The following is a 26,488-nucleotide window of genomic DNA, read 5'->3' on the forward strand; positions in this document are numbered from 1 at the left end:
TTACTCTATCAGCCATAACCTGGCGATAGAGGTCAAGTTAGCCCTTGGTATAAGACAGAAAATCAAGGCATCTGCGAGACCTTCGCCCTGACGAAGGCGCGGTCCTGCATGCCGGTCGTGAAAGCATGGTATTCGTAGCCTTTCGGAGGGAGAGGTAGTCCCTCGGGTAGCGGCAGGACTTCGCTCACGGAGAGATCCCAGGCAGCAAGGTCGGAAGATGCCTCCACCTGATAAGTCGTGCCGGCCACGCTCGCGACGAGCCCGTGATCGGCACCCGCCGCGAAGCTCGCGCCGGCATGCGTGGCGATCAACAAACCGAGTTGCGGGCCTCCGCTGGAGTCATTGAGATTTTCCACTAGTGTTCCGCGGTCCGTCGGATCGAGAGGCTTTCCTCCCAAGGCGTATTCGAGGAGGTTGGACCTGCCATCCTGATCGGGATCCGCCTCCGGCGATTTCGATTCATCCGGGATTCCCGAGTTCAGCCGCCACGCTTCGTAGGCAGTGGCGAGGTAGATCTTCTTCGCCCCCGGCACATGCGTCACTTGGAAGCCGGAAGGGATGCCACCCACGGTTGCGAAATCCCCGCTGAGATCTCCCGTGTAGCGGAGGATCTCATAGGATGGCTGCGATGGCTGTGCCGGCGCCGTGATCGCCAGCGTGGCATGGTCCAGATCGAGGTTTCCGGTGATCTCTAGCAGACTGGCCCCCTTCGCGCTGATGGTGGAGCGGATCGTCCCCGAGATGCTGGCGGTGGGGAGCTTGCCCGTGCCTTCGATCGCAGCATCGTGCATCACCGTTACCGAGGAGGCATGGCTGAGATCAGGAATCATGGCGGTGCCCAATGCCGAGAGGAGTGCCGCGTGCCACTGGTCCGCCATCCATTGATAGCCTGCTTCGGCGGGATGGACGCCATCCACAAAGCCGCCGGTATAGCCGGTAAAGAGATCGACCAAGGTGACCTTCTTCCCCGCGTTCCTGAACTCGGTGACCAAGTTGGTGATCACTTGGTTGAACTGGGTCACCTTCGAGGGATTCGCCGACCAAGGCGTAATCTTGGCGGCGAAGATCCGTGCATCGGGACGGAGCGTGGCAATCTCATTGAGCAGCGCCCGATACCGGGCTTGCGCGCCAGCCATGTCCAGCCGGTCGAGGTCATTCGTTCCCGCTAGCAGCAGCACGGCATCGGGAAAAATGGCGGTGCGTCCGGTGCCATGCCCGCCGGTGAGCCAGTATCCGCCGTGCGGGTTGCGCTCGGCACCGCCGTACATTTGGAAGGTGGCGGTATCGAGGCCGTTCAGGTTGTTTTTGATGTCGGTCGTCGAATAGGACGAATGGCCCGCGTGAAAGAGCTGCTCCGCCGGAAGATTGGAGGGATTCAGCGGAACCTCCGTCGAATCTCCGAGAAAGCGGAAGTCCGGTGCGTTTCGGACCAGCTTCGTATGAAGATAAGACCGGTAGCCATCGCGCCCGCCGTAGCCGAAGGTGATCGAGTCCCCGAGCGGCAGGACCTTGAGCCCGGCAGGAAGCACCGTTGAAGGAAGCAACCGCAGGCTGCCTGCGGCGACCGTGACCGGGCCGGTGAAGGTGGAGCTGCCACTCAGTGAAAGCGTGCCGTTTCCCGTCTTCTTGAAGCCGCCTTGCCCCTCGAAAACGACCGGCAGCGAGATATCGAAGCCGTTGGTATCGATGGTCGCCCCGCTGGTGCCCAATGTCACCGGCGCTCCCGCAAGTACGGTGGATGCCGTAGATGCGGTGAGGCTCCCGTTCAGGACCAGCTTTCCGGGGCCTGACTTGGTCACCTGGCCACCGCTGAGGAGCGCATTGAACTCCACGTCGGAATTCACCGTGATGGTGCGGTTCGTCGTTCCGGTGCTGGCCGCGCCTTGGAAAGTGAGCTTGCCGTTGTTCGTCGAGCTCCCCAGCACCACTGCGGTCCCGCTCAGGATCGAGGGATTTGCAAAGCTGCGCGGACTGGCCGAATCAGAAGACAGGGTGACATTGCCGATACTCAGGGTTCCGCTGCCGAAGGCATGGTCGTGCCCGGCCTGCACCACGCCATTGACCAGCTTGGTCCCGCCGCTGTGCTGATTGTCGCCAGTGAGGCGGATAATGCCCGGACTGGTCGCGGCTTGGTTGAAGCCAAAGGGTCCGCTCACGGTGCTCGCAATGATTCCGAGACCGAAGCTGCTTCCGAAAGTCGCGTCTCCCGTCAGCTGGATCGACCCTTGGACCCTCGAATCGTTGTCCAGCCGTAACGCGCCGCGGTTCTCATTGTTTCCGGGGCCCTTGACGGTGATCGCGCTGTCCACGACCACCGCGCTGGAGAGGTAAAGCGAGGAGCCTTCCGCGATGGAAACCGCCGGGACATGCGAAAGCATCCCGGAGCCTGGAGAGTTCATCACCAGCTTCCCATCGAAGAAGGTGCTCACCTCGAGCGTGCTTGCGGTCAGATTGGCTAGAGGACCCTGCAGGATGGTATTCCCGGTGCCGTTGAAGCTGATCGTGCCCGCGATGATCGGATCAGTGCCGATGGTCACCGTGGCTCCGGAAGCTCCGCCGATGAATGTGGCATCTCTCACCGGGGAATTCGTCCAAGCGACATTCCCTCCCGCGCCATTGTTCCAGCGCAGGCCGGTGAGGTCCCATGTCCCGCTACCGTGGGTGAGCAGAGTGCCATCGACGACCGTGTCCCAAGTCAGGGGATCCGCGGCGGCGGGGAGGATCACCGGCAGGAATGCCAGGATCAGGGACAGGCGGGGCGAGCGGTGCATACGGATTTGGAATCCAATGGCTAGCCGCTTTCCCGAAAAAGCGGGCGTCACATGAAATGGGGGTGGCAGGAGGGGATTCATGCCGAAATTGTCACTTTGAGCACCCCTACGCTATCTCGACAGCTGTGGCGATTCTGCCCAGCGTCCCACTATGGATTATGGGAAGAATCAACCCGGCGCGCTCTCGATCGCGGCTTTTTCGTTGTCCTGCCTGGGAGCGCTCAGCTTCGGCCTGCTGGCGATTCCCGGCGTCATCTGCGGACATCTTGCGCGCAGGAGATCGCTTCGCGATCATGCCTTCGCGGGTGCGGCATTGATCATCGGCTACTGCATCCTTGGCCTCTTCTTCGGTCTGCCCTTGCTCGCCCTCGGCGGAATGCTGCAGCTTTCGATTCCTTTGACCGGAAACTTTTCGCGTGAGCTCCCGGCGGACTTCTCGGGCCTCGATCCCGTCGTCCGGACCGTCGAGGCCCAGCCGGCTGCTTCGGGAGCCCTCGGCAAGCTTGTGGAACATTACGGCTCCTTGCTGATCGTCGCGCTGCTCGGCCTTGTGGTGATCGTCTTTGCCGCTTGGGCCGCTCCTCGCTTCGGTCGCTGGTTCCAGCATCGTCAGTTGCGGCGCCTGATGGCGATAAATCGTTCACGCTAAAAGCTCGGGTCGGTTTGTGGGGCGGGTCCGTTGCAGCGGGCCTAGCCGCGGCTTGGAGCAAGCAAGGGCTTTGAATCTCAGTTTATTCCAAAAATCCGGACGCCTGCGCCGATGCCCAATCGCGGGCTTGCCAAGGCTCCCCGGGTCTCATTCACTCCCGGCCCCGTTCACCGGCCATGGCCCTTATCGTCCAAAAATACGGCGGCACTTCTGTCGGCTCCATCGATCGCATGCGCAACGTCGCCGCACGCGTGAAACGCACCCGCGACGAAGGCAATCAAGTGGTTGCCGTCGTTTCCGCGATGTCTGGCATCACCGATGGCCTGATCAAGATGGCAAGGGAGTTCAGCGAGACTCCCTCCGAGCGCGAGATGGACGTGCTGTTGGCCACCGGCGAACAGCAGTCGATCGCCCTTGTCTCCATGGCCCTGCATGAGGCAGGTGTGGAGGCGGTCTCCGTGACCGGCCGCCAGGCAGGCATTTTCACCACCGGTTCCCACACCCGCGGCCGCATTCAGGACATCGATCCTGAGTTCATGAAGCGCTCGCTCGAGGAGGGAAATACCCTCGTGGTCGCGGGTTTCCAAGGCATCACGCCGGAAGGCATGATCCACACCCTCGGCCGCGGTGGCTCGGACCTCACGGCCATCGCCATTTCCGCCGCGCTGAAGGCGGATGTCTGCCAGATCCTCACCGATGTGGACGGCGTTTATACCTGCGATCCGCGGATCGTGAAAAACGCCCGCAAGCTTCCGGAAATTTCCTACGACGAGATGCTGGAAATGGCCTCGTCCGGGTCGAAGGTGATGCAGTCCCGCTCCGTCGAGTTCGCCAAGAAATTCGGCGTGGTCTTCGAAGTCCGCTCCTCTCTCAATGACAATCCGGGCACGCTGGTGCTCGAAGAACATCCCGCCATGGAAAACGTCGTTATCCGCGGAGTCTCGATCGAGCGCTCCCAAGCCCGCGTCACCATCACCGGTATTCCCGATGTACCCGGCATGTCCGGCAAGATCCTCGGCGCGCTGGGTGAGGCGGAGATTAATCTCGATATGATCGTGTCGAACATCGCGCACGATGATCGCGCGCGTCACTCCTTCACGATGCATTCGAACGATCTCGGCAAGGCCCAGGCCGCGCTGAAGCAGGTGCTGGCGGAGATCAGCCCGGACGCCCGGATCGAGACCGAGGCAGGGATCGCGAAACTTTCCGCCGTCGGCATTGGCATGCGCTCCCACTCGGGCGTCGCCGCCACCATGTTCAAGGCCCTTGGCGAAGCCGGCATCAACATCGGCATGATCTCCACCTCCGAAATCAAGATCGCCGTGACGGTTGATGAGCCTCGCATCGAGGATGCGGCGCGTGCGGTGCATGATGCCTTCAATCTCGACAAGGAACCGGTAAAGTAAGTCCGGCACGCTTGAAGCTACGGGAGGGTGCGCGATGGAAAATCCATACCAAGCACCCTCGGCCGATAGCAGCCCGCCTCCGCTTCCCATGCCGGGAGTGGAGGGGCTGAAGAATCCGCGCTTGCTGGGCCTGTTCGCCGTCTTCTTCTACGCCCTGGGCACTTTGGGTGAAGTCGCCGATCACTTCCAAAGGTCGTTCCCCGCGGAGATCGGGATTTCCGCGCTGCATCAGCACGACACCTACTACGTCGTGGCGGAGGGACTGGGGCTCTTTGAATGGCTGATGCTCGGTGCCTTTCTTGCCGGGATCTTGTTCTTCTTCCTGTGGAAATACCGCGCGGCCAGGAACGCGTGGATCCTGGACCCATCCGTGATGAAGATGACCCCGGCCATGTCGGTGGGCTGCTACTTCATCCCGATCCTGAATTTCATCTGGCCCTGCCGGGCCATGGCGGGAATCGCGAAGGCCTCCTACGGCAGCACTGCGGGAGTCGCCCTGTGGTGGAGCACCCAGATGATTGCCTTGGTTGGCGGCATCGTGGTTGTCGCCATGCTTGGCGAGCATCCGCCCGATGCCGTGCCGACCATGGCGGAACACCTCCTTCTCCTGTGGTCGATCTTCACCTTTGTCTGCGCATGGAAAATCGTGATGCGCATCTCGAAGGCGCAGGCGGCGCGGTGTGCTGCTTGATTCGATACGTCACTAGCCAAACGGCCTCAGGCTCGTCGGACAGGGCTTCTCTTCATCTCACTCCATCTCCCTCGAAGAGCTTTCTCAGCACATCCGCAAAGCGATTGTAAAAGAAGCCCAGCACCACCAGTGCCACGCCGAGGGCGAGGAAGGCTGCCACGCGTGTGAAGGTATTGAAGTCCCATACATCGACCGTGAAGAGCTTCCCAAGTGACAAGGCTAGCAGGATGAATCCCGCGTGACGCAGCGCCGCCGTCTTCTGCCAGAGGCCGGTACAAACGAGAAGGAAGCCGAGTCCCGTCCAAAGGACTGCTACCGGCTTCCAATCGAAATGCCAGATCAGGAGTTGGCTCGACCAGATCGCGAGCAGCGCCGAGCTGAAGAAGAGTAGCCAGGATGACCTTTCCTTCAACTGCTCCTTCTTCATCAGGAACCCTGCGGTGAACAGCGACAAGATCACCACGGCACCATGCGGGAAGGCTGCCGGCTCGTATGCATCCCATGGCAAGGTCGCGAATCTATTCAGCAACCACACCGCGCCTGCCAGGAGGAGGACCCATGCCTCGGGCAAATTCTGGCGGAAGCGCCGTGAAAGCAGCAGCAAGCCAAGTCCGCTGCCCGCGAGGATCTCGCCGAGAAATTCCGGGACGATCTCCCTCCAGGCGAAGATCCACGAAAGCATGCCGAAGGCGCGCGGGATGAGCGACGTGTGCCGGAACTCCTCCCGGCCCGACGACGGAAATACTGCGATTCCCGTAAGAATCAGCGCTGTTCCCACCGGGATAAACTCGATCAGCCATGACGGACCTTGATGCCAGACTTGAAGCGCGTATCCGATCGGTAGGAAGAGCGCTGCCACCATCGCCAAGATCGGACTGCGGAAGATGAAACGTGCGATCGCCGCGAGCAGGATGGCCACTGCCGAAAGGGAAATGAGGTTCGTGAGCAGCGGGACATGCAGGAACTCCTGCGCCCGACAGATCGAGGCGAAGGCCGCGAGCGCCGTCACCCACAGCAAGGCCGCAGGTTTCGCCGCCAGGTCGAGGGATGACTTCGCCGCCCGAACCGGGTGACGCATCCACAGCCAATGGCTGGCGAGGCTGATGAAGGTGACCGTGAGAATTCCCCACATCTTCAACTCCCGATCTGCCAGCAATAGGAAGACGACCGACGCGAAATGGAAGCATAGCGCGACGTAGGCGGCCTCCTCCAAGCGGCGGTCCCGGTCCCGCAGCAGTGTGAAAGCCGTCATGCCCAGCGCGATCGCTGCGGCGGCGGGAGCTCTCCAGAACGAAGCCAGCTCAAGACACCATCCCGTGAGGGCTGCGTTCGCCCCAGCCACGAACGCGACTGCCGCTGCAAAGCGGGCAGCCTTCTTCATGAAATCCGGAAGCTCTGCGGCATCGCATCCTCTCCGCAGCGGGAAAGCCGCCGCCGTCAGGAGCAGTGCTGTCAGCCCATGGCTCCACGCAGGCACATCGAGATCCTGCAAGCGGAAGTCGAAGATCATCATCGTGGCCCCCGCCGTCGCCATCATTGCGAAAAGCAGTTCGCTCCTGCCGCGATAGCGGGCGAAGACGAGTGAGAGGCTGAGCGCTTGCCCTGCTAGGGCGAGGGCGAGCTGGAAGCCTTCGAGCTCCAGCACCAGTGATAGGGTCAGGGCCGCGATGCCTTGGGCGAAATGACATCCCGCGGCTTCATCCTTGCGGCGACCGATCGCCCCCAATGCCAGCAGCACCAAGCCAAACACCCCCGGCACCAGCCAGTAGTCCTCTCTTCCTTCGATTTCCTGCCATACCGCGGAGAAGAGCGCGAAAAACGCGACATTGTTTCCCGTGGCAAAAGCCGCGCGCTCCCGTTCCGAGAAACCCGGGAAGCGCTTCGAAATCCCGAGCACGCCCGGCAGCGCAAACATCGCCCACACCGGCGGCAGGAACCACAGCGCCGCGGGATTGTCCGGACGACTGCCGATGGCCCCTGCAATCTGCCACCAGAAGAAGGCCACATAGGTTCCCACCATCGACGCGACTCCTGGCATTACCCATCCGGGTCGAAGCATCAGCGCGGTGCCCATGCCAGCCAGCACCAGGTTCGATGCCGCGGAGAGCCAGCCGAGCGGCTGCAGCACGGTCGAGTACGATGCGAGTAGTAGTCCCATCACCGCCGTCGCCTTCGAATCGCGCTTCAGGGAGACCGCTACGATTCCTCCCGCGGCGAACAGAAGCATCATACCCGCTACCACCGGTGACTCCACCACTTGCAAGCGCGGCACATGGTGGGACGCGAAGGTGCACCAGTAGAAGAATGCCATCCCGCCCGCGATCAGCACTTCACCGAAGCGCCGGAGGTTCTCTCTCCCTGCCAGATAGAAGCCGCCGCCGGAAAGCATTAGCGATCCGAGATACAGTGCCGCGAGGCGAATGCCCGGCGAGAGATCGCGGATCCAGTTCTTGTAAGCGAAATTCCCCAGCAGCACGAGGCCGGTCACCAGCAGGCCGATGCCCAGCCGCACCAGCCATACGCGGCCGAACTGGAGTTCGAAGGAAGTATCCCTCGCGACCGGGAAGGGCGGGGGGGTGGTCACCGGTGGAGACGCCACCGGAGGATCCATCACCGCGGGTGTCACGCTTGGTTCGGCAATCGGCTCCGGAACGAACACCGGAGCTTCCTCTTCCGCCACCTCTGCCAGAACTGTCGCTGCTTCGGGGATTGTCTGCTCTCCTTCCGCCGGAGCTGCGGCGGCATGCAGCTCGCTTTCCAGATCCTGCAGCCTGAGCCACAGCGAGCGCACCTGCGTCTGGTGGTGCCGTTCTGCGGTGGCGAGTTCTTCGCGTAGCGCTTCGATCCGGGCTTGGAGGGCGGCCGCCTTCAAAGGGTTCACACCCTTCTAGCTAGCATCCGGATACGCCGCCGCGGCATCGATAAAACGAATGGTAACATCGGGAGGATCGATGATGCCCCCAGCGCCTTATTTCTTCTTCTTCGGAAGATTGCTGATCCAGCGCTCCACGTCACCGATCACCTGATCCTTCTTGGTGTCGTACATCAGAAGGTGGTAGGCGTCGGGATAGAGCTTCAGCGTGCGATCCTTCTTGTCCGGGATGTTGGTGAAGAAGTTCTGCACGTCCTCGGTCTTGCTGAAGAAGTCCTTGTCACCGTGAAGCACCAAGGTCGGAACACTGAAGGTCTTCGCGCAGTCCGGCATGCCATCGATCAGATCACCCAGCGTCACTAGCAGGCGGAGCGTGTGCTTGTCGATGTGCCAGGAGTTCGTTTCCGACTGCTCGGAGTGCAGGGTGTCGTGCGTCATCTGCACTTCCTGCCCGCCCGCGAGCGCTTCCAGGGAAAGCCGCGCCATCGGGGTCACTTGGGAAGCCTGGCGAACCAAGTCCTTCTTCCACTTCGGGAAATCGTCGCGGAACTTCACCACTGGCGAGGAGATCACCAGCGCATCGCAGGGTGCCTTACCGCCGGCTTCCACCTTCTGGCGGAAATTGTGGGAAGCGATCAGCGCCCCCATGCTCTCGCCGAACCACACGATCTTCGCGCCCGGATGCTTCTCGCGCACCATCGTCGTGAATTGGTCGAGGTCGTGATACCACTTCTGCGGGTCATCGATATCGCCGCGGCGCTCCTTCAGCGGGTCCTTGCCTTGGCCGCGTACCTCGTAGGCATAGACAGCGGTCTTCGGCTGCTCCCGGACCATCCGGCGGCCCAGATTCTCGTAGTCGATCGCCGCGCCACAGAAGCCGTGGATGCCGATCACCACCACGTTCGGCTGGCTACCTTCCTTGACCCACTTCCGGTAGCCGAAGGTTTCCCGTCGCAGGGATTCCTCCGGATGATCGGTGACCAAGGTGTAATCCGTCGCACACTGGGACAGCGCGAGCGCAGCGAACAAGGCTCCACCGGCCTTGGCTGCGAGGCGCAGCAGGCCACTTCCGGTGCCAGCGGAACTAATCTTCATCCGTTGAAAGTGTCACACCTCTTACGGACGGCGGCAATGCTGCTTTCCACGAATGTGCAGAATGCGCGGCATGACAGGAAAGTGCTGGGAATCAGGCTTCGGCAGGGACTTTGGCATTCATCCCGGCCCGTACGGCGGGCAGGATCTCATCCAGGTTTTCGGCCACCACGAAGTCTCCCGGACGGCACAGGCCGTTCAGCAATTCGATCAGTGGTGCCCAGAAGCGGACCCCTTGGGGATTCAGGCGGTTGAAGAGCACCACCGGCTTGCCAGCCATGAGCGGGTTCTTCTGGTGCTTGAAGATCATCAGGGCCAGCAGCTCCTGCACTGTTCCGGCGCCGCCGGGGAAGATCACGAAGGCATCGGAATTCTCGATCATCACCTCCATACGGGTGTAGATGTCCGGCCTCAGCCAGAAGCTGGAGAGCCCGTCCGGCAGTCCTTCCAGCTCGATGATGTGGGGCACGTTCGAGCCCGCGGTCCAGCCGCCGGCACCTACGGATCCCTCCACCACGGCACCCATGATCCCGGAGCGTCCCGCACCGGACACGCAGCCGATGTTGTTTTCCGCCAGCTGGCGGCCCAGTGACCTGCCATCGGCGAGGTACGAAGACTCTTCCAAGGTGGCGGAGCAGAAGACGCACACGTTGCCGATGTAGTCGTCCGGCACCGGCTCCTCGAAGGACGTGCTCTTGCTCTCACCGATCTTTTCGCGTCCGGCGTCGGGCAGTCCCTTCAGGCGCACCATTTCCAAGGTTTCCAGCACCGTCTCCGGGCCATCCGCGGTCAGCAGGAAATCTCGATGGTCCTGCTTGATGGTTCCCATCTTGTTCAGATGGTCCAGCACGGCAAAGAAGGGGTCCCACGACAGATCCGAATTCAGGATCACCGTCGGCTTGCCCGCCAGATTGCGGTCGATGGTCTGGTAGCCGACGAAGATGGAGATCGCCTTGAACATGTCCTCCAGCGTGGCGCCGGGGGTGAAGACGAAGGCTTCGGACTCGATGATCTTCTTTTCAATGTTCGACAGCGTGATGCGCTGGTCGCCATTGGAATTGTAGATGTCCCATCCGGCGTTGAAAAGCAGGTAGAGCAGCTTCGCTCTCACCGCCCGTCCCGGGTCGTCGGTCCCGTGGACGGTTCCAGAAAGTCTTACTTTGGGCATGGGATTCGCTTTAGGGCAGGGTGATTCTCAGCAGTCATCGTGCCGGGGGGAGATCCGGTAGGGCGGACTGACACTTCTTTTATCGCACATGGACCCGTTTCTTCAAGCCGCCATCACGGAGGCAGCCGCCGGGCTGTCGGAGGGGGGAATCCCGATCGGAAGTGTCCTCGTCCGTCAGGGCATCATCCTCGGGCGCGGCCACAACCGCCGCATGCAACAGGGAAATCCCATCCTGCACGGTGAAATGGACGCCTTGCAGAATGCCGGGCGCCTTCCTGCGCATATTTACCAGGAGTGCACCCTCTACACCACGCTTTCGCCCTGTCCGATGTGCACCGGTGCTATCCTCCTCTACGGGATTCCGAAGGTGGTAATTGGCGAGAACCTCACCTTCATGGGCGAGGAAGCGCTTCTGAAGAGCCGCGGCGTCGAAATCGAGGTCGTTCAGAGCGAAAAGTGCGTGGATTTGATGCGTCGTTTCATCGCCGCGAATCCCGGAGTCTGGAACGAGGACATCGGTGAACCTTGAGCGAGACGAGGGTCTCTGCTGTTAGCGAAATATGATCTGAGACTTGGAATTTCCCTTCCATCGTGCCGATGGTGAAGGGCTATGAAAATCTCGGGGGATCTTTTCAGAGACACCGGTCTGATCGACTGGCTTGAGCAGGAAAAATGGCCCGGCACGCTTGCCGTGAGCGCCACCTGCGGATGCGATGTGACCCGGCTCGCCGGGGACATCCGCGATTACCTGGATGAGAGGGAAGAAAGCGGCTGCGGCCTCTTCGTCGTCTTCGATCGCGAGGACATCCGCCGCATCGCTGGCGACCCTTCCTTGAGGCAACGCATTCTTTCCGCGGTCAAGGACCCGGCCGCGATGGCTGATGTCGGCTGCGACTACGAACGCATGATCCGCAGCGTTGCTTCCTTGGGTGGTGCCATCCTTGCCGGGCAGTATTGCCTCGAAGCCACCCGCGGCCTCGATCGTGTCTTCCGCGTGATGGTGTCGCACTGTGGTGATTGCCGGAAGGACGAGCCCTCGCGCAGCTTCGATCCCCAGAGCTTCACCCGTGAAAGCCTGGTACAGGTGATTGGAGATAGCTTCGCGGATTGGTGCCACGGGCTCATGCCGCTGGAAGTGGCATCCCATGCGACGGTACGCGAAACTTCGCGGGAGTTGATCAAGTCTCCCGTTGTGAAGCTATGGTAGGTCCATGTTCACGCGCTCCGCTTTCGTCACTTGGGTGAGCCTGTCCATCTTCTGTAGCAGCAGCACCATGGCGGAAACGGAGCACGATCAAGTGCACGTGGGAGGACATGCGGTGAAGCAGGGACCTTATAAGCTCGCTCCCGGCGAATCTCTCGCAAGCGTTCTCAACCGCAGCGGTGGGATCATGGTGACTCGAGAAGACTTCGACCGTTACAAGACGGGTGAGAAGCTGCGCCATATCAGGATCGATCTCATGGGCAAGGGGCAGAAGAAATGCAGCTATCGGATCGATCCGAAAAGTCCCGAGCTTTGGAAGCTGATTCTCTCCAAGGGAGACACCATCGTGATCGCCAGAGCAGGCCTTCTGGATGGCGGGGACTATTCCGCGACACTGAAGCTTGAGGAGCCGAAGTCCGCGGAGAAGACCAAGGACGAAATGGGGGCGAACTAGCTCATTCCGCCGGATCCGCATCCTTCCTGGGATCCGGCAGGATATCCGCCAGCTCGAAGTCGATGATGCAGAAGCGTCCCGCTCGCATGTCGTAGGTGATGTTGCGCGCTTCGGCGTCCAGGTGCCGTACGCCGTAGTCACGTTCCAGATCCGCGAAGAGCTGATCCGCACGCTGCTTGCTGATGGTGTCGGCCGGCTTCCCGCAGCTGGTGGAGACGAAGTAGAGTTCCTCCGGATATTCTTCGAGCACCTTTGGCACGTATTCGCAGCCTCGCTCTTCCAGCACCTTGAGCACCTTCACCTCGTTCTCGTAGCGCTTGTCCGCATCCGTTCCGCGGAAGCGCTTGTGCACGCGTCCCATCCAGTCCAGGCGCACATGGGCGCGGATTCCGTCTTTGAGATCTTTCATAGCCCTAGAATGGCGCGTGCCACGGAGAAATAGATGACCATGCCCGAGACATCGACGATCGCGGCAATGGCAGGAGCGGAAACAACGGCAGGATCCAGCTTCGCCGCGCGGGCTCCGAGCGGCAGCAGCGAACCAAGGAAAGTCGCGGAGGTCACCTGTGTGGTCAATGCCACCGCCACGGTGAAGGCCACCTTGCCCAAGGTCAGGCCCGGCGGCAGCGCGAAGTGGAAGAAGGGCAGCAGCACGAGGGTGAAGGCCGCCATGCAGGTGCCCAGCAGAGCTCCGAGGAAGAAGCCCGTGCGCAGTTCCTTCCACGCCACTTGCCAGGTGCAGTCTTCATCGATCTCCCCCAGAGACATCGCCCGGATGACCATCGTCGAGGCTTGGCCGCCGGTATTGCCACCCGCGGCGACAACCATCGGAAGGAACAGCGAAAGCAGGAACACCTGGCTCAGCACCGAGCCGAAGCGCATCATCACATAGCCGGAAAGGATCGAAACGAAAGCCAGTCCCGTCAGCCAACCTGCACGCCGGCGAAACTGCGTGAGGATCGTCGTGTTGAGATAGGTCTCCTCCGACTGCTCGCCACCGATACCTGCGATCTTTTCGATGTCCTCGGTGCTTTCTTCCTGCAGGATCTCCATCGCATCGTCGTGCGTCACGATCCCGAGGAGATGTCCGAATTCATCGACCACCGGCAGCGCGATGAGGTCGTACTTGAGCAGCATGTTTGCGGCTTCTTCCTGGTCGGCGGTGGCCAGCACGCGTTCCGTGCCGATTTCCCGCATGATATCGCGCACCGGGGTATCCCAGGTGTTGAAGGCCAGATCGCGGAAGCGCAGCTTGCCGATGAGGCGTCCTTTTTCATCGACCACGAAAATCCGGCTTAGCGTCTCGGTCGACTCCTGGCTGCGGCGCAGCATCTCGATCGCCTGCTTCACCGTCTGGCTCGCGAAAACCCGGCCGATCCGGGTCGTCATGCGCCCGCCCGCGGTGTCGTGATCGTATTTCAGCAGGGAGCGCGTCAGCTCCTCGTCCTCCGGTCCCAGCAGGCCCAGGAAGCGCAGCCGTGCCTCATCGCCCACGTCCTGCAGGATGTCCACGCGGTCGTCGTCGGAGAGCTCGTGAAAGAGCACCTTCAGCTCGGAGGGGCTGAAGGCTCCCAGCGCCTCCTCGATCAGGGAATCCGGCAGCTCCACGATCATGTCCGCCGCCAGTGCCGGACCGATCGTTTTCAGGAAAAGCCCGTGTTGCTCCTCCTCTAGCTCTTGGAAGGCCTGGGCGAGGTCCGCGTAGTGCATCTCCTCCGCCATGGCGCGGACGGCGCTCTGGTCCTCCGCCTCGACAGCCCGGAGGAGCTCGTCGATGGGGAGGGTGGCTTCGTCGTCCGGCATGGCCGAACTCTAAGGGCGAAGTGCCGCGAGCCAAGACCGGAGAAGGGAAAGCGCGCCTTTGCGCGCTTTCCGGGTGCGGAAAGGGCGGCCGGGGAGGCACCCCGCAGCGTATGCTAGGACGCGGACTTGCAGGACAATTCCGCCTTGTGGGAAATTTCTCACGTGAAACCCGTTTGGAATGTGGTCGCCGCTCTGGCCGTGGCGACGGCGTCGGCTGAGGTCCCGGATCTGGCCCTGCGCGCCATTCCCGTGGGGGATGTCCGTCTGCTCGATAGCCCTTTCCACGACGCCCAGAACCGTGATCTCGACTACATCCTGACCCTCGAGCCGGACCGCCTTCTCTCCGGAATGCGTGCCGCTGCGCGCTTGGAGCCGAAAGCAGCCCTCTACGGCGGCTGGGAAAAGAATGGCTCCGGCATCGTCGGCCACTACCTCAGCGCCTGCGCGTGGATGTATGCCGCTACCGGCGACAAGCGGGTAAAGGAGAAGATGGACTACATCGTCTCCGAAATGGCTGCCTACCAGAAGAACCGCGGCGATGGTGGCCTCTATGCCTCACCTTGGGAGGCGGACCGCTGGTATGCCGCGCTTGGCCGCGGCGAGCTGCGCCTCAGCAATGTGGTCCCTTGGTATGTCGGCCACAAGACCCTCGCCGGTGTGCGGGATGCTTGGCTGACCGGTGGCAATCAGCAAGCGAAGGAGGTGCTGCTCCGCTATGCCGATTGGTGTGTGCAGATCACCTCGAAGCTTACCGACCAGCAGTGGGCGGATCTTACCTCGAAGGAATTCGGCGCACCGAACGAGGTCTTCGCGGACCTTTATGCAGAAACCGGCAAGCCGGAGTATCTCGCGCTCGCGAAGCGTTTCCGGAAGGAGCCGATGGTCGCTGCGTTGGCGGAGAACAATTTCTCGGTGCTCAATGGCAAGCATGCCAATACCGAGATCCCGCTCTTTGTCGGCTACGAACGCATCTACGAGGCGACCGGCGAAGAACGATGGCACAAGGCCGCTGCGAACTTCTGGGATGCGGTTATTACCAAGCAGACCTTCTCCTTCGGCGGGAACAGCATCTGGGAAGCCTTCATCAATCCCGGGGAATATGACAAGAAGCTCGCGGACATCTGCGGACCCGAGACTTGCAATACCTACAACATGCTGAAGCTGACCCGGCAGCTTCACGAGCTCCGCCCGCAGGCGCGCTATGCCGACTACATGGAGCGCGCGCTTTACAATCACATCATCACCTCACTGGGTCCGGCACCGGACAATGGCTTCGCCTACTACACGCCCACGCGGCCCGGCCACTACAAGCGTTACTCCCAGCCCTTCGATGCCTTCTGGTGCTGCGTCGGCAGCGGCATGGAAAACCATGGCCGCTACGGCTCCTACATCTACTCCGCTTCAGAGGATCGCTTGTGGGTAAATCTCTTCATGCCATCGCAAATGCGCTGGAAGGAGAAGGACATCGAGATCCGTCAAACCACGGCTTTTCCTGAAGACGGTATTATCTCTCTCGCGGTGAAGGCCGGGAAGTCCGTTGACTTCACGCTATCCATCCGTTGCCCGGGTTGGGTGGATGCAACCAAGGTGAAGCTCCGTGTGAATGGCAAGAGCCTCGATGTGAAAGCAGAGGCTGGAAGCTATCTCGACGTGAAGCGCATCTGGCAAAGCGGCGATGTGCTCCAAGCCTACTTTCCGCCGGAGCCGCGCATGGAGAAATCCGCGGGCGGTGGCTACGCTTCCTTTTATCACGGCCCGATTCTTCTCGCCGCGCCACTCGGCGATGTCGGTCTGGTGAAGCAGGATTTTTATGCTGATGGCAGCGAACCCTTCATCCAACTGGGGCGAAAGGAAATGGATCAATCGAAGGTTCCCTCGCTTCCCATCGGTGCCAGCGTGAGGATGTTGGAGAAAGGGAAGGGCAGGAAGCTCGGCTACACTTTGAAGACCACCCAAGGCGGGCAAGCGCTCGTGCCCTTTTACCAGATCGGGCTGGAGCGGTATTCGGTGTATTTTCCGCTGCGGTAGGAGATGTTGCCCCCGGCGGCTATCCATCGCAAAATATGACGGCCATTCCCGGGAACGCGGAGGCTCCGCCCCGCAGAGCGGTGCTTCGAGGCGCTCTTCTGCTTGTGGCCCGAAATGGCCTTTCTCCACGGCTTGAAGACGCTCGGCGCGACCACCCTCGATCTATCCCTCATCTACCTCGACTCCGGCACCCCGCATGCTTGAGTGGGTCACGCCATGCCCTTCGGCCTCGATCCCAGCTTGCTTGATGAATACCTCGATATCCTGAGGAATCTCATCCGCGAGCCCTCGGTGGTCGGCTCGGAGGACTCCTTCTTCCGCGTCCTCATGCGGGAACTGCAAGAGCTCGACGTCACGCTCACCTACTACCAAGGTCTCCTCGTCGCTCAAGGGAAGGATCCCCACAGCCTGATCCTATCCGCCCACATCGATCGCCACGGCCTTGTCTGCACCGGTCCGAACGAGTTCCAATACTCCGCCTTTATCGCGAGCAACCGCAGCGAGCAAACGGGCGACTCCGTCTCGGAGCAAATGCTCGGACTCATCCAGCACCGCTTCGGCGGGCAGCGTGTTCAGGCACACATTCCCTACACCGGCACTTACTTGGGTCAGGGAACGATCACCCGCTCCTACGTCTGCCCTTATCGAAATAACCTCATCTTCGAGATCGATGGCCTGGGCTTCCTGCAGCCGGGCACTCCGGTGGCCTTCCTGGACCGCCTTTCACTGCACGACGGCTGCATCTCGGCCCAACTCGATAATGTCGTCTCGGTGGCGATGCTGGTCTTTCTCTTCCGCCGCGGCTTCCAGGGCACCGCGCTCTTCACGGCCCAAGAGGAGGCGGGACGTAGCTGGCGCTTCGCCCATGCATGGTTCCTGCGGGAACAGATCCGCACCCAGCGGCTGCTGGTGCTCGATACCAGTCCCTACCCTACCCGGGAGGCAGCCGAAGCCCAGCACCTCGTTCTCCGCCACAGGGATGCCAGCGCGTCCTTCGCCCCGGACATCACCCGGGAAGTGATCGGTCGCTGCGAGTCGTTGGAAATCGGCTACACCTTCAAGGACGCCTACGTCGAAGCATTGAATGAAACGCGGATCAAAAAGCTCTCGCTTGGACGCACCGAGCTGGGCCGCCTGATTCTGGCAAGCAATGGAGAGCTCAGCGGCACCACCTTGCAGATCCCGACCACCGGCTACCACACGGCCAGCGAAACGGCATCGCTCGACTCGATCCGTGCCGCTCTGGCGCTCCTTCTCTCCTATGTTGAGAAGCCTGCGATAATCCCATGAAGGGATGAAGCTGCTCACGATCCTGGCGCGTCGGTCGGACGGCTTGGGGGAGCGTAGATCGGCTTCGGCAGCGGTCCCGTTCCGGCGTCGCCGCGGTCCTTTTGTTCCAAGATCGCTCGCGCGATCGCACCCGCCATCTTCTCGCGATACGCGGGATCGGAGCAGAGCTTCGCTTCCGAGGCATTGCTCAGATAGCCGATCTCCGCGAGCACGCAGGGCACATCGGGATTCCGCGTCAGCCGCAGGCGGCGGCGCACCATGCCGCGGTTGCCGGATTCGGAAGGGGATACGGAGACCATGTTCCGCTGGATGCGCGTTGCCAGTCCATGGCTGTCCACGCGCCAGTAGTAGGTCTCCGGGCCGCGGATGCCCGCGCCACTGGAATTGTAGTGAAGGCTGATCAGGATCGTGCCGTTCTTCCCGCTAGCACGTGCCGCGCGCACGTCGAGGTCGATGAACTCATCCCCATCGCGCATCAGGACGGTGCGGACCTTCCCGCTGAGCTGGCGTTGCAGACGCTTCGCCGTATCGAGCGCCAGATCCTTCTCGCGCTGACCGGTGGTTCGCGAAATGGCACCCGGGTCCTTGCCACCGTGGCCGGCATCGATGATCACGGTCGAGAATCCCTGCGGTCCCGGCCGGTGTCCCCATTGATCCGCCGCGAGGTTGTTTCCCGATCCACTGCTGCTGCCACCGCTGCCGGCACAGGAGGAAAACAGGATCGCGGAGCCAAGCGCGGCTAGGAGGATGGTGACTTTCATGCGTCTAACTTCACGGCTTATCGACAGGAGTGCCACGCAAATTTCCTCAACGGTAGGCCTCGCCGGACTCGATGTATTTCTGCACCTGCGCACGCTCCTCAGCGGGCAGAGCGGAGATCCACTTCCTCGCTTCCGTCGGCTCGTAGTCCACCCAGCGTGCGGCGAAATTCTTGGCCGCCCACAGCCGCTCCGTCCCTTGCGGGAGCGAGTCGATCCAGCGGCTGCCTGCCACGGGATCGTCCTCCGCCCAACGCGCACCCTGCGTGGCCGCGGCTTGAACCAGGGGATTTCCTTGGGGACCTCCCGCTTCCGCTTCGCCCTGCTTGTTCTGGATGAGATAACGCACCGCCTCGGCGCGGAGAGTTGCCGGGAGCTGATCGTAGTGATTCGTCATCAGCTTCTGCGCGACTCCCTCTTTCTGTTCGGCGGGAAGCGCGGCGAATTCCTTCGCCGCTGCGGCCCTCTCCTCGCTGCTCCAGGTTCCCGCTGCCCTCGCCTGGGACCAAGTCACGCTGGAGCCATCGGCGAGAAGATCCGAGATCAAGCTCGCGGGCGTGGTCCCCTTGGAATCGCTTTGATTGTGAGTGAGGACGCTCTTCGCGATCGTGATCTCGCTCGGATCGGTCAGCGTGGCGATCCACGCTTCCGCCTTCTCCCGGTCCTTCGACAATGCTCCGGTCATCGCCCCGACCGCGGAATTGCGCTCCCGGGCGGTGAGTTCCTGTCCAGCGAGCAAGGTCTTGAGGGCTTCCGGATCCTTCTGTGCCAGCTGGTTCAAGGCCTGCGAGCGGAGGTGCTGCGCTTGGTCCTCGTTCAGTCCCAGCGCCGCCAGATCCTCGTCCAGCCAGCGCTTCGGATCATCGCGCACCAGGTAATAACTGGCCTGCGATGCCGCGTCCGCGAACCACCCCTCCGGCAAGGAGCGAGGGTCTTTGATCGCTTCCTTCACCAGCTCGTAGTCATTCTCGATCGCGCTTACGAAGCTGCGCTTGCCATCGGGCGACTTCTCCAGCTCCGCCACGGTAGCGGCGAAGTTCTTCTTCAAGAGCGAGGTCGTGAGATACTCGCGTGCCTGTCTCTGCAAGGCTGCCGGAAGCTGGTCGATCTTGCCTTTCAGGAACTCCGGCGAGGCGACGGAGATTCCCCGGATCATCTCCAGGAGCGAGCCGTTGCTCATGGTCTCCGCGTTTTCCGATAGCTTGCTGATCGCCTCGAAGGCAAGCTGCGGATCGGCCTTGCCCAAGGTCTCGCCGATGGATGAGAGAAATTGGGAGCGCTTTTCCGGGCTCTTGATCTCGCTCGCGTAGGCCAGTGCCGCCGCCGGATCCTGCTTCGCGAAGGCGCGCGCGGCATAGTACGTGTGATCGCTCTTCTCCTGCAGGCAGTAGCTCATCAGGCCCTTTGGGTCCTCCTTCAACCATCGGCCGAGCGCGATACGATGGAAGTAGTAGGTCTGCATGTCCTCGCGGCCATCGAACCAGCCTTCCTTGAACCACTTCCCGATGTCTTCGATGGGGATGGACTCGGCAAGCTGGAGAGTTGCGCGCAGCCGCTCTTCCACCGTGCGGCCTGCGCGGATCTCCGCGAGGCGCTGCGTGACCTCCGCAGGCACTCCTTCCCGCCTGCTGCCGCGCGTGGTCTTGCTGGCCTTGCGGTCCGTGGTGCTGCTGCTGCTCCGGGAGCCCTGCTTCGTTTCATCGACGCCGCGCAGGCTCCACGCGGTGATCGCGCAGATCCCGAAGATCGCCGCTCCGGCCAAGTAGCTGGGCAGGGCTTTCATGGGTCGTTTTTGGGGAGGTAGGGCTTGAGATGCCGGCCGATGTCATCGGGGAGCGCTGCCTGCTCATACCAGCGGATCGCCGCTTCGCGATCGCTCGATGCCCAGCGGCTGAAGCCCGACATGATGCTCGAAAGCTGCAAGCTGTGGTCCTTGATCTGTTGGGACCAGGCGAGTGCCTCGGCGAAGTCATCCCGGTTCGTCAGGAAGTTCGCCGCGGCGGAGGCTCCGGCATCGAAGGTGGCGCCCTCTTGCCGTCCGCACCATTCCGCGAAGCCTTCCGGATCCTTGCCCAGCCAGACGCTCGCCACCATCGCGGTCGCGCTGTTGCTCTGGGGTGGATTGGCGCCTGGCTTGGCATTGGCGGCATTTGCCTCGATCTCCGTCACCGAGTCCATGACGTGAGCCGGATTCCAGCTCGCGAGTTCGGTGATAAATTCCGGAAGACCCGCCACGGTTCCATAGGAACCCGAGCCTCCCGAGGGATAGCGGATCATCCTCCCGCGGTAAGTGACATCCGGGCAGGCTTCAAAAATCATCGCCAGGGTTTCCAAGGCTTTCTCCGGATTCTCCGCCACCATGATCTTCCCCACCTCCGCCAGCCGCTGGGCGGCCAGCGAGGGCGACTCGATCTTCCTGGCCGCTTCGATCGCCTTGTCCGGATCGGTCTCGGCGAGTTTCCGGATGACCTGCGTCTCCAGCTCCCGCTTCAGGGATCCGGAAGGCAAGCCTTCCGCGAGCTCGGCCAGAGCCTTCGGATCCTCTTCCGCCACCGTCTCGGCGAATTGCTTGATCAAGCTCTGGTCCGGCGACCTTTCGGCCAGCCATTCGAGCGTGCGCCGGGGATCGTCCTTCGCCCAATTCCGCACCGCTGTGGACAGGTCGTGGCTATTGTAGCGGGTCAGGAATTCCAAGGCCGCCTCCGGATCCTTCCGTCCGATCTCTTCGGAAAGATTCGAGAGATCAAGGAAGCGGGCCATCGAAGGATCCTTCTCCAGCATCTTCATTCCGCGCTCCACATGGAAGTTCGCCACGCCGCGCAGGACGAAGCTGCGGATGCTATCGCTCTGTCCCTCCATCGCCGCGAGCGCCGCATCGGGATCGCTCATCGTCCACGCCCACCATGCCGGGCCTTCCTCCCCGTCACGCTTCGCCGCTTCCATCAGTCCATCGAGATCCTTCTTCGCCCATTGGGTGAAGATCAGGTCCTTGATCCACATGTCGACATCACCCTTGCCTTGATAGGCCTTCCAGAAGGCCGCCGTGTCTTCTGCGGAGGCGTCGAGCAGCCATAGCCCCACGCGCGAGTAAAGTTCCGCCGGCTCCACGGCCAGCAGGCCCTCGATGCTATCCTTGGAGACGGGCAGGGGGCCAAGGTTTGCTGCGGTCTTGGTGGCAGCCGCGTCCTTCGCTGCCTCTTGGTGCGTTGTTCCTTTGCCCGGCGTTTCACTCGCGAATGCGGCAGCGCTCGCGGCGGGCTTCTGCCCTTTTGGAACAAGCAGACCCGTCGCTGTGCCAAGCACCGCCGTTCCAAGCCAAAGATAGCGGTGGGATTTCATCAGTTATCATTTGCTAGCGGAGGGGCGTCAGCTTGGCAAGAGGGTGTCGGTAAAACTACCGTAAACCGCCGTCGCCGGATTTCAGGTAGTCTTCGATGCCCTTGCGATCCCCCTCGGGTAGTCCACTCAGCCACTGTCTGACTGCTGGGGGATCATTTTCCGACCACAGGGATGCCAGATTTTTCCCGGCCCAGAGGCGCTCCTCTCCCTCGGGCAGCGAGCTCACCCATTTCCCCGCCGCGGCCGGATCTTCCTGAGCCCAGGAAGCGGCCAGATAGCAGGCCGATTGGGCAAAGGTCCGCTTTCCGAAAAGGCGATCCGCAAGCACCGGCTCGATCGAGCGGTTCGCCGTGAAAAAGCTGACCGCTTGTGCCTGCAACTCGGGCGGGAAATTCTCGTGCGAGTGATTGAGGAGATTGCGGGCGGCGATCGCTTTCTGTTCGAGCGGCATCGAATTGAAACGACCCGTCGCCTCCTTCAATTCCGGCGCGCTCCAAAGCCCCGTAGCGCGAGCCTGCTCCGCGGTAAGGAGGCCGGTATCTTTCGCCAAGCCATCGAGAAGATTCACCGGTGTCACCGAATCCCCCTTTGGCTGGTTGAGCATCGAACCGAGCATCTGGCGGGCGGATTCCTTGTCCTCATCGTTCGGCAGGCCATCGATCCATGCTTCCGCTTTCGACCGATCCTCCGCCATTCGCGCCACCGTGGATTGAATGATGCCGCGGCGGGCGAAGGGATCGCGGTCGTCCTCGTCCAGCAGGCTCAGGAAGCGCGCCTGGTCCTTCAGGCCGATCTCTTCGATCGCCTGGCTGCGGACTTGCTTCGCCTGAGCCGGATCAAGCCCCATCGCCGTCAGATCCGCATCCAGCCAATGGCCTGGATCATCTTTGACCAACAGGCTCCCTGCCATAGTGGCGATATCTCCGAACCACCCAGGTGGTAGCATTCCTGGATTGCGGATCACTTCAGCCAATGCCTCCGAGTGAAAAGGAAAAGCATTCAGGAAAATGGTCCTGCCGTTTTCCGCGTTGCGCAATTGCTCCAGCGTGCCGGCGAAGTCCTTCTTGAGTCCCACCGTCGCCAGTTCGCGTGCGATCCCTTCGCGCGTGTAGGGCGGCCAGTTCGCCGAAGCTGCCTTCAGGGCTTCAGGGGCCGTCTCTGCCAGCTTGGCCATCATTGCCCACAGATCGGAGGTCTTGAGCATGCCAAGCAGTGCTGGCATCTCCGCAATGACAGCCTCCGGCTGCTCCGCAGCGAGCGCCATCCCCATCAGTGAGGCCATATCTCCCCGTGCTTTTTCGTCACGCGCTTCTCCCAGATAGGCGAGCGCGGACTTGGGATCACGCAGCGCCCATTCCCACGCGACGATGGGCGCACGCGACTCATCCTTGGATTGGCAATAGCGCATGAGCCCTGCCGGGTCCGCCGCCAGCCAGCGTGAGAGCGCGATGCGATGAAAGACTGCGGAGAGCATGTCTTCCTTCTCATCGAACCACTTGCCCTCGAACCACGCCTCGAGCTCGGAAATGGGCAGGCTCTGCGCCAGGTGAATCGTGGCCCGTAGCTTGTCTTGGATAACGCCCGCCCTCCGAACCTCTTCAAGGCGCTTCACCACTTCCGGTGGAAGCTCTTTCCCTGAGCCTTGCCTTTCGCTGCTCTTCGTCGGCTTTGCAGATCTCACTCCCTCGACAGCCTCATTGGATGAAGAAGCAGTTTTCCTGTCTGCAAGCCAGGCACCACACACGGAAGAAGCCGCGAAGACCGCGAGAAAGGAGAGGATCTGCCGTGTGGGATTCATGGCTTCTTGGAGATGCTTGCCCTGAGGCTGTCCTTCATCGAGGCCTCCAGCTCGACAGCCTCAAGCCACGATCCTGCCGCTGCGGGATCGGCTTCCGCCCAGCCGGGAAAGGCCTGATAGATTGCCGTCGTTCTGCTCCGCTCATCCTTGATCTGCGCCGACCATTCGATCGAGCCCGCGTAGTCCATCTTTTGGGCAAGCCGCTCTGCCATCACGCGCGCGCTTGCTTCATGGGCTGCCGGATCGGCTTGTAACTTCGACCACCCCAGAAAGCCCGCTTGATCGCGTTCCACCCATGCGCGCGCCACGGTCACCGAAGCTGGATCACGATTGAACTCCTTCGCAGTCCCCGAGGGCTCGGGCAAGGCCTTCTCGATGCCGATCACCGACTCCATGGCACGTTGCGGATCCTTGGCCACAAGTTCATTCATGAAGTCCCGCGCGCCGTCGATTCCCGCCTGCTGATATTGCACTCCATTCGGAAAGCGGATCATCGAAAGCCGATCATGAGCATCGGGAAACTTCGCGAAGACCTCGGCCAGGATTTCAAGTGCCTGCTGCGGATTCTCCTCCACCAAGCTGCGTCCGAGCTGGGTCAATCGTTCGGCTGCGAGCCGCGGCACCTCGATCTTCCGTGCCGCCTCCAGTGCCTTTTCGGGATCGAGCTCCGCCAGATGCGCGAAGGCCGCCGCCTCCAGCATCTTCTTCATTTTTCCCGGCTGCGATTCCTCCGCGAGCTTCTCGAGAAGTTCCGGGTTCGCTTGCTTCGTGACTTCAAGGAAGGACTCCCGCAGTTGCGGGCTCGCCCGTTCATTCAGCCAGACCAGCGCCCTGCTCGGATCGTCCTTCGCCCACGACTTGAAGCACGACGCGGCTTGGAACTTGTCGAAACGATCCAGAAACTCGATCTGCGCCCTCGGTTCATCCGGGTGCGCGGCCTTGGCGATATCGACCAGATAAACGAACACATCCTTCAGCGAGGGATCCGTTTCCAGCTGCTTGAGCGCCCATGCCGGATCCTTGGCCGCCATGCTCTGCATTACCGCGGTGCGCATGGGGCCGGGGCCGCCGACCGCAGCGAGTGCTGCCTGAGGATCGGACTCCGCCCAAGCGGACCACGCCGTGGGTTCTTTTCCTGCCGTCCTTGCCGCTTCGATCATCGCTTGGGGATTCCGCTTTGCCCATTGGCTGAAAATCAAAAGATCGATCTCCACCTGATTCCCGGCGGTCGGGTGCCAGGCATTCCAAAAGCCGGCGATCTCCGATTCGGAAGCATCCAGCAGCCACAGCGCGAGCCGTGGATAAAGCTCCGTCTTGGGAAGCTTGAGGAGGCTTTCGGCGGTATCGCTGGAGGCTGGTAACGTCGCCGCGGAAGGGAGGGAAATCGTCGTGGCTTTAGTCGGTGCGGTAAGCGCTGGCTCTGGCGCAACCTCGGGACGATGGTCCGTGCTGCGGGAGCGGAGGCTGTGACCGAGAGCAAAACCGCCCGCGGCAGCAAGGAGGAGGAGATAGCGCGAAGTTAGCATCAAGCATCTGCTTCTAGAATCTCCGCACGACTCTGGCAAGGGGACGCCACAGGCTCACTGGGGTATTTCGAAACTGGTCCTCTCCAAGCTTCCGGATCGCTCCTTCACCCGCTAGATCCAAGCCATGCCTGTTGATCCCCGTTTCATGAGACGTGCCATCGGACTCGCCCGTATCGGCATGAATGCAGGCGCAGGCGGCCCCTTCGGCGCGGTGATCGTGAAGGACGGCGAAATCATCGGGGAAGGCCACAACCGCGTCGTAGCCACCAATGACCCCACGGCCCATGGTGAAATCGTCGCCATCCGCGAGGCTTGCCAACGCCTCGGCAGCTTCAGTTTGGAAGGCTGCGAGGTCTATACCACCGGTGAGCCCTGCCCGATGTGCCTCGGGGCCATCCATTGGGCGCGTGTGTCGAGGATCTACTATGGTTTTAGTATCGAGGATGCCGCGACCATCGGTTTCGACGACAGGGAGTTCTACCGCCAGTTCGTGCTCCCGCCCGGGGAGCGGCACCTTCCTTCGGAGGCCTATGCCGTGGAGGAAGCGCGGCTCCTGCTGGCGGAGTATGCGGCGCTTCCGCTAAAGGTTCCTTACTAAAGGGGTCCCCGGCCTGTTGCCCGTCTTCTTCAAAAGAGCCCGAAGAACCACTTCTTCTTCGCCGTCCGCTTGTAGCTGCCATCTCCCACGGAGAGCACCTTCACTTCCACTTCTGCCAAGCCCTCGTCCCGGAAGCCGATCTTCTTCGCGGCGCGCGGAGAGAGGTCGATGATCCGGTCCCCGATGAAAGGCCCGCGGTCGTTCACGCGGCATTTCACGGACTTCCCGTTCTGCAGGTTCGTCACCTGCACCATGCAGGGCAGCGGCAGCGTCTTGTGCGCCGCGATCAGATGCCAAGGCATCACCTTTTCCCCCAGCGAAGTCTGGCCCCGCTTCAGCCCGAAGAAACTGGACTCATCATACCAGGAAGCGGTGCCGCTCTCCACATGGTAGATCGCCTCATCCACCGGCATCGGGTGGTAGGTCCCGCCACGGACCGAGTAAGACTTGGTCATGTAGCCCTTGTAGTCGCCTCCCGGATACGCACAGGAGGCCAAGAGCAAAATCCAACAATGACGGAGGGCGAATTTCCGAATGTCGAAGGACGAGGAACGAAACCCGGCAGTTTCAGGAAAACCTACCGGCTTTGTTCCCATGCGATCCATTCGACATCCGTCATTCTGAATTCGCCGATTCCCTCCTTACTTCTGCCGCTCGCGGATCAGGGGCAGCGTGCGGGCCACCTGCTCCTTCATTTCCTTGCCAGGCTTGAATTTCACCACGGCGCGGGCCGGGATCGGCACATCCTTGTCCGGATCCTTCGGGTTACGACCGATCTTGGCCTTGGTCTCCTTCACCTGGAAGGCACCGAAATTCCGCATCACGACCGTGTCGCCATTGGAAAGGGAATCCGTGATCGAGTCGAGGGTGCGCTGGATCACATCGAAAACCTGCTGCTGGGTAAGACCGGTTTCGTTCGAAATTTTGATGACGAGCTCGCGTTTTGTGATGGTAGCCATGGCTTTACGGGTGAAGTGGTTCTGCGTGCGGCGCGGGGATTGGACACCATACGAGAGGGTCTTTGTCCCGCGAAAAATCCAA

At 61.6% G+C, this 26,488-nt stretch carries 22 protein-coding genes; 9 read left to right on the forward strand and 13 right to left on the reverse strand.

The features are described from left to right. Positions 1–62 precede the first annotated feature (62 nt). Complete coding sequence (locus HHL09_RS13480) at positions 63–2,771, reverse strand: GDSL-type esterase/lipase family protein (protein ID WP_169455151.1); 2,709 nt, start codon at positions 2,769–2,771, stop codon at positions 63–65. 151 nt (positions 2,772–2,922) lie between these two features. Between HHL09_RS13480 and HHL09_RS13485 the strand changes: the two genes are divergently transcribed. From HHL09_RS13485 to HHL09_RS13495, 3 genes are all read left to right on the forward strand, one after another. Next, positions 2,923–3,420: a DUF4190 domain-containing protein gene (locus tag HHL09_RS13485; protein ID WP_169455152.1), complete on the forward strand. Its 498-nt coding sequence runs from the start codon at positions 2,923–2,925 to the stop codon at positions 3,418–3,420. A gap of 176 nt (positions 3,421–3,596) precedes the next feature. Then, a complete protein-coding gene (locus HHL09_RS13490; RefSeq protein WP_169455153.1) occupies positions 3,597–4,826 on the forward strand; it encodes an aspartate kinase in 1,230 nt (409 codons plus the stop codon). Positions 4,827–4,860: 34 nt separating this feature from the next. Further along, the gene (locus tag HHL09_RS13495; RefSeq protein WP_169455154.1) at positions 4,861–5,517 is read left to right on the forward strand and encodes a DUF4328 domain-containing protein; all 657 of its coding nucleotides are present in this window, start codon (positions 4,861–4,863) and stop codon (positions 5,515–5,517) included. Between the two features lie 52 nt (positions 5,518–5,569). On the opposite strand, the gene HHL09_RS13500 is transcribed toward HHL09_RS13495, so the two are convergent. The 3 genes from HHL09_RS13500 to HHL09_RS13510 form a co-directional block, all read right to left on the reverse strand. Further along, entirely contained in the window at positions 5,570–8,398 is a 2,829-nt protein-coding gene (locus HHL09_RS13500; RefSeq protein WP_169455155.1) for a DUF2339 domain-containing protein, read from the reverse strand. An 87-nt stretch (positions 8,399–8,485) separates the two neighbouring features. Continuing rightward, positions 8,486–9,484 (reverse strand): alpha/beta fold hydrolase, encoded by a 999-nt coding sequence (locus HHL09_RS13505; RefSeq protein ID WP_169455156.1) that lies wholly within the window; start codon positions 9,482–9,484, stop codon positions 8,486–8,488. Between the two features lie 91 nt (positions 9,485–9,575). Next, the gene (locus tag HHL09_RS13510) at positions 9,576–10,649 is read right to left on the reverse strand and encodes an LOG family protein (protein WP_169455157.1); all 1,074 of its coding nucleotides are present in this window, start codon (positions 10,647–10,649) and stop codon (positions 9,576–9,578) included. An 88-nt stretch (positions 10,650–10,737) separates the two neighbouring features. On the opposite strand from HHL09_RS13510, the gene HHL09_RS13515 reads away from it, so the two are divergent. The 3 genes from HHL09_RS13515 to HHL09_RS13525 all read left to right on the forward strand — a co-directional run bounded on the left by HHL09_RS13515 (position 10,738) and on the right by HHL09_RS13525 (position 12,307). Beyond that, positions 10,738–11,178 carry a nucleoside deaminase gene (locus tag HHL09_RS13515; RefSeq protein WP_169455158.1) on the forward strand — a complete coding sequence of 147 codons (441 nt, stop codon included), beginning with the start codon at positions 10,738–10,740 and terminating at the stop codon, positions 11,176–11,178. A gap of 81 nt (positions 11,179–11,259) precedes the next feature. Then, on the forward strand, positions 11,260–11,856 hold the full coding sequence (locus tag HHL09_RS13520) for a hypothetical protein (RefSeq protein WP_169455159.1): 597 nt from the start codon (positions 11,260–11,262) through the stop codon (positions 11,854–11,856). A gap of 4 nt (positions 11,857–11,860) precedes the next feature. Next, a complete protein-coding gene (locus HHL09_RS13525; RefSeq protein ID WP_169455160.1) occupies positions 11,861–12,307 on the forward strand; it encodes a hypothetical protein in 447 nt (148 codons plus the stop codon). Between the two features lies 1 nt (position 12,308). On the opposite strand, the gene HHL09_RS13530 is transcribed toward HHL09_RS13525, so the two are convergent. Continuing rightward, complete coding sequence (locus HHL09_RS13530; protein ID WP_169455161.1) at positions 12,309–12,716, reverse strand: BUD32 family EKC/KEOPS complex subunit; 408 nt, start codon at positions 12,714–12,716, stop codon at positions 12,309–12,311. Further along, complete coding sequence (mgtE, locus tag HHL09_RS13535) at positions 12,713–14,110, reverse strand: magnesium transporter (protein WP_169455162.1); 1,398 nt, start codon at positions 14,108–14,110, stop codon at positions 12,713–12,715. Before mgtE ends, HHL09_RS13530 begins: the two co-directional genes overlap by 4 nt. Positions 14,111–14,272: 162 nt before the next feature. Between mgtE and HHL09_RS13540 the strand changes: the two genes are divergently transcribed. Beyond that, positions 14,273–16,138, forward strand: coding sequence for a glycoside hydrolase family 127 protein (locus tag HHL09_RS13540; protein ID WP_169455163.1), 1,866 nt, complete (start codon positions 14,273–14,275; stop codon positions 16,136–16,138). Positions 16,139–16,354: 216 nt separating this feature from the next. After that, complete coding sequence (locus HHL09_RS13545) at positions 16,355–17,428, forward strand: peptidase M42 (protein WP_169455164.1); 1,074 nt, start codon at positions 16,355–16,357, stop codon at positions 17,426–17,428. Positions 17,429–17,442: 14 nt separating this feature from the next. Here the strand turns inward: HHL09_RS13545 and HHL09_RS13550 are convergent, their stop codons facing one another. The 5 genes from HHL09_RS13550 to HHL09_RS13570 are packed head-to-tail and all read right to left on the reverse strand — an operon-like array spanning position 17,443 to position 24,849. Then, positions 17,443–18,189 carry an N-acetylmuramoyl-L-alanine amidase family protein gene (locus tag HHL09_RS13550; RefSeq protein ID WP_169455165.1) on the reverse strand — a complete coding sequence of 249 codons (747 nt, stop codon included), beginning with the start codon at positions 18,187–18,189 and terminating at the stop codon, positions 17,443–17,445. Between the two features lie 46 nt (positions 18,190–18,235). Beyond that, positions 18,236–19,969 (reverse strand): hypothetical protein, encoded by a 1,734-nt coding sequence (locus HHL09_RS13555; RefSeq protein WP_169455166.1) that lies wholly within the window; start codon positions 19,967–19,969, stop codon positions 18,236–18,238. Next, a complete protein-coding gene (locus tag HHL09_RS13560) occupies positions 19,966–21,525 on the reverse strand; it encodes a hypothetical protein (protein ID WP_169455167.1) in 1,560 nt (519 codons plus the stop codon). Before HHL09_RS13560 ends, HHL09_RS13555 begins: the two co-directional genes overlap by 4 nt. Before the next feature lie 55 nt (positions 21,526–21,580). Beyond that, a complete protein-coding gene (locus HHL09_RS13565) occupies positions 21,581–23,323 on the reverse strand; it encodes a hypothetical protein (RefSeq protein ID WP_169455168.1) in 1,743 nt (580 codons plus the stop codon). Beyond that, entirely contained in the window at positions 23,320–24,849 is a 1,530-nt protein-coding gene (locus HHL09_RS13570; protein ID WP_169455169.1) for a hypothetical protein, read from the reverse strand. The genes HHL09_RS13565 and HHL09_RS13570 overlap by 4 nt, the downstream gene beginning before the upstream one ends. A gap of 145 nt (positions 24,850–24,994) precedes the next feature. Between HHL09_RS13570 and HHL09_RS13575 the strand changes: the two genes are divergently transcribed. Further along, entirely contained in the window at positions 24,995–25,447 is a 453-nt protein-coding gene (locus tag HHL09_RS13575; protein WP_169455170.1) for a nucleoside deaminase, read from the forward strand. A gap of 29 nt (positions 25,448–25,476) precedes the next feature. Here the strand turns inward: HHL09_RS13575 and HHL09_RS13580 are convergent, their stop codons facing one another. Both HHL09_RS13580 and HHL09_RS13585 read right to left on the reverse strand, forming a co-directional pair. Continuing rightward, on the reverse strand, positions 25,477–25,944 hold the full coding sequence (locus HHL09_RS13580) for a septal ring lytic transglycosylase RlpA family protein (protein ID WP_205760844.1): 468 nt from the start codon (positions 25,942–25,944) through the stop codon (positions 25,477–25,479). A 144-nt stretch (positions 25,945–26,088) separates the two neighbouring features. Further along, positions 26,089–26,484, reverse strand: a complete 396-nt coding sequence (locus HHL09_RS13585; RefSeq protein ID WP_484509214.1) for an HU family DNA-binding protein — start codon at positions 26,482–26,484, stop codon at positions 26,089–26,091. Positions 26,485–26,488: the final 4 nt, after the last annotated feature.

This window comes from Luteolibacter luteus, from assembly GCF_012913485.1.
Classification (GTDB): Bacteria; Verrucomicrobiota; Verrucomicrobiia; order Verrucomicrobiales; family Akkermansiaceae; genus Haloferula; species Haloferula lutea.

What these genes read in the sequence shown, in the direction of transcription:
- HHL09_RS13575 (WP_169455170.1), top strand. Translation starts at nt 24,995, where the DNA reads ATGAGACGTGCCATCGGACTCGCCCGTATCGGCATGAATGCAGGCGCA.
- HHL09_RS13520 (WP_169455159.1), top strand. Translation starts at nt 11,260, where the DNA reads ATGAAAATCTCGGGGGATCTTTTCAGAGACACCGGTCTGATCGACTGG.
- HHL09_RS13505 (WP_169455156.1), bottom strand. Translation starts at nt 9,484, where the DNA reads ATGAAGATTAGTTCCGCTGGCACCGGAAGTGGCCTGCTGCGCCTCGCA.
- HHL09_RS13485 (WP_169455152.1), top strand. Translation starts at nt 2,923, where the DNA reads ATGGATTATGGGAAGAATCAACCCGGCGCGCTCTCGATCGCGGCTTTT.
- HHL09_RS13515 (WP_169455158.1), top strand. Translation starts at nt 10,738, where the DNA reads ATGGACCCGTTTCTTCAAGCCGCCATCACGGAGGCAGCCGCCGGGCTG.
- HHL09_RS13480 (WP_169455151.1), bottom strand. Translation starts at nt 2,771, where the DNA reads ATGCACCGCTCGCCCCGCCTGTCCCTGATCCTGGCATTCCTGCCGGTG.
- HHL09_RS13550 (WP_169455165.1), bottom strand. Translation starts at nt 18,189, where the DNA reads ATGAAAGTCACCATCCTCCTAGCCGCGCTTGGCTCCGCGATCCTGTTT.
- HHL09_RS13490 (WP_169455153.1), top strand. Translation starts at nt 3,597, where the DNA reads ATGGCCCTTATCGTCCAAAAATACGGCGGCACTTCTGTCGGCTCCATC.
- mgtE (WP_169455162.1), bottom strand. Translation starts at nt 14,110, where the DNA reads ATGCCGGACGACGAAGCCACCCTCCCCATCGACGAGCTCCTCCGGGCT.
- HHL09_RS13570 (WP_169455169.1), bottom strand. Translation starts at nt 24,849, where the DNA reads ATGCTAACTTCGCGCTATCTCCTCCTCCTTGCTGCCGCGGGCGGTTTT.
- HHL09_RS13530 (WP_169455161.1), bottom strand. Translation starts at nt 12,716, where the DNA reads ATGAAAGATCTCAAAGACGGAATCCGCGCCCATGTGCGCCTGGACTGG.
- HHL09_RS13560 (WP_169455167.1), bottom strand. Translation starts at nt 21,525, where the DNA reads ATGAAATCCCACCGCTATCTTTGGCTTGGAACGGCGGTGCTTGGCACA.
- HHL09_RS13555 (WP_169455166.1), bottom strand. Translation starts at nt 19,969, where the DNA reads ATGAAAGCCCTGCCCAGCTACTTGGCCGGAGCGGCGATCTTCGGGATC.
- HHL09_RS13545 (WP_169455164.1), top strand. Translation starts at nt 16,355, where the DNA reads ATGCCCTTCGGCCTCGATCCCAGCTTGCTTGATGAATACCTCGATATC.
- HHL09_RS13495 (WP_169455154.1), top strand. Translation starts at nt 4,861, where the DNA reads ATGGAAAATCCATACCAAGCACCCTCGGCCGATAGCAGCCCGCCTCCG.
- HHL09_RS13510 (WP_169455157.1), bottom strand. Translation starts at nt 10,649, where the DNA reads ATGCCCAAAGTAAGACTTTCTGGAACCGTCCACGGGACCGACGACCCG.
- HHL09_RS13565 (WP_169455168.1), bottom strand. Translation starts at nt 23,323, where the DNA reads ATGAATCCCACACGGCAGATCCTCTCCTTTCTCGCGGTCTTCGCGGCT.
- HHL09_RS13525 (WP_169455160.1), top strand. Translation starts at nt 11,861, where the DNA reads ATGTTCACGCGCTCCGCTTTCGTCACTTGGGTGAGCCTGTCCATCTTC.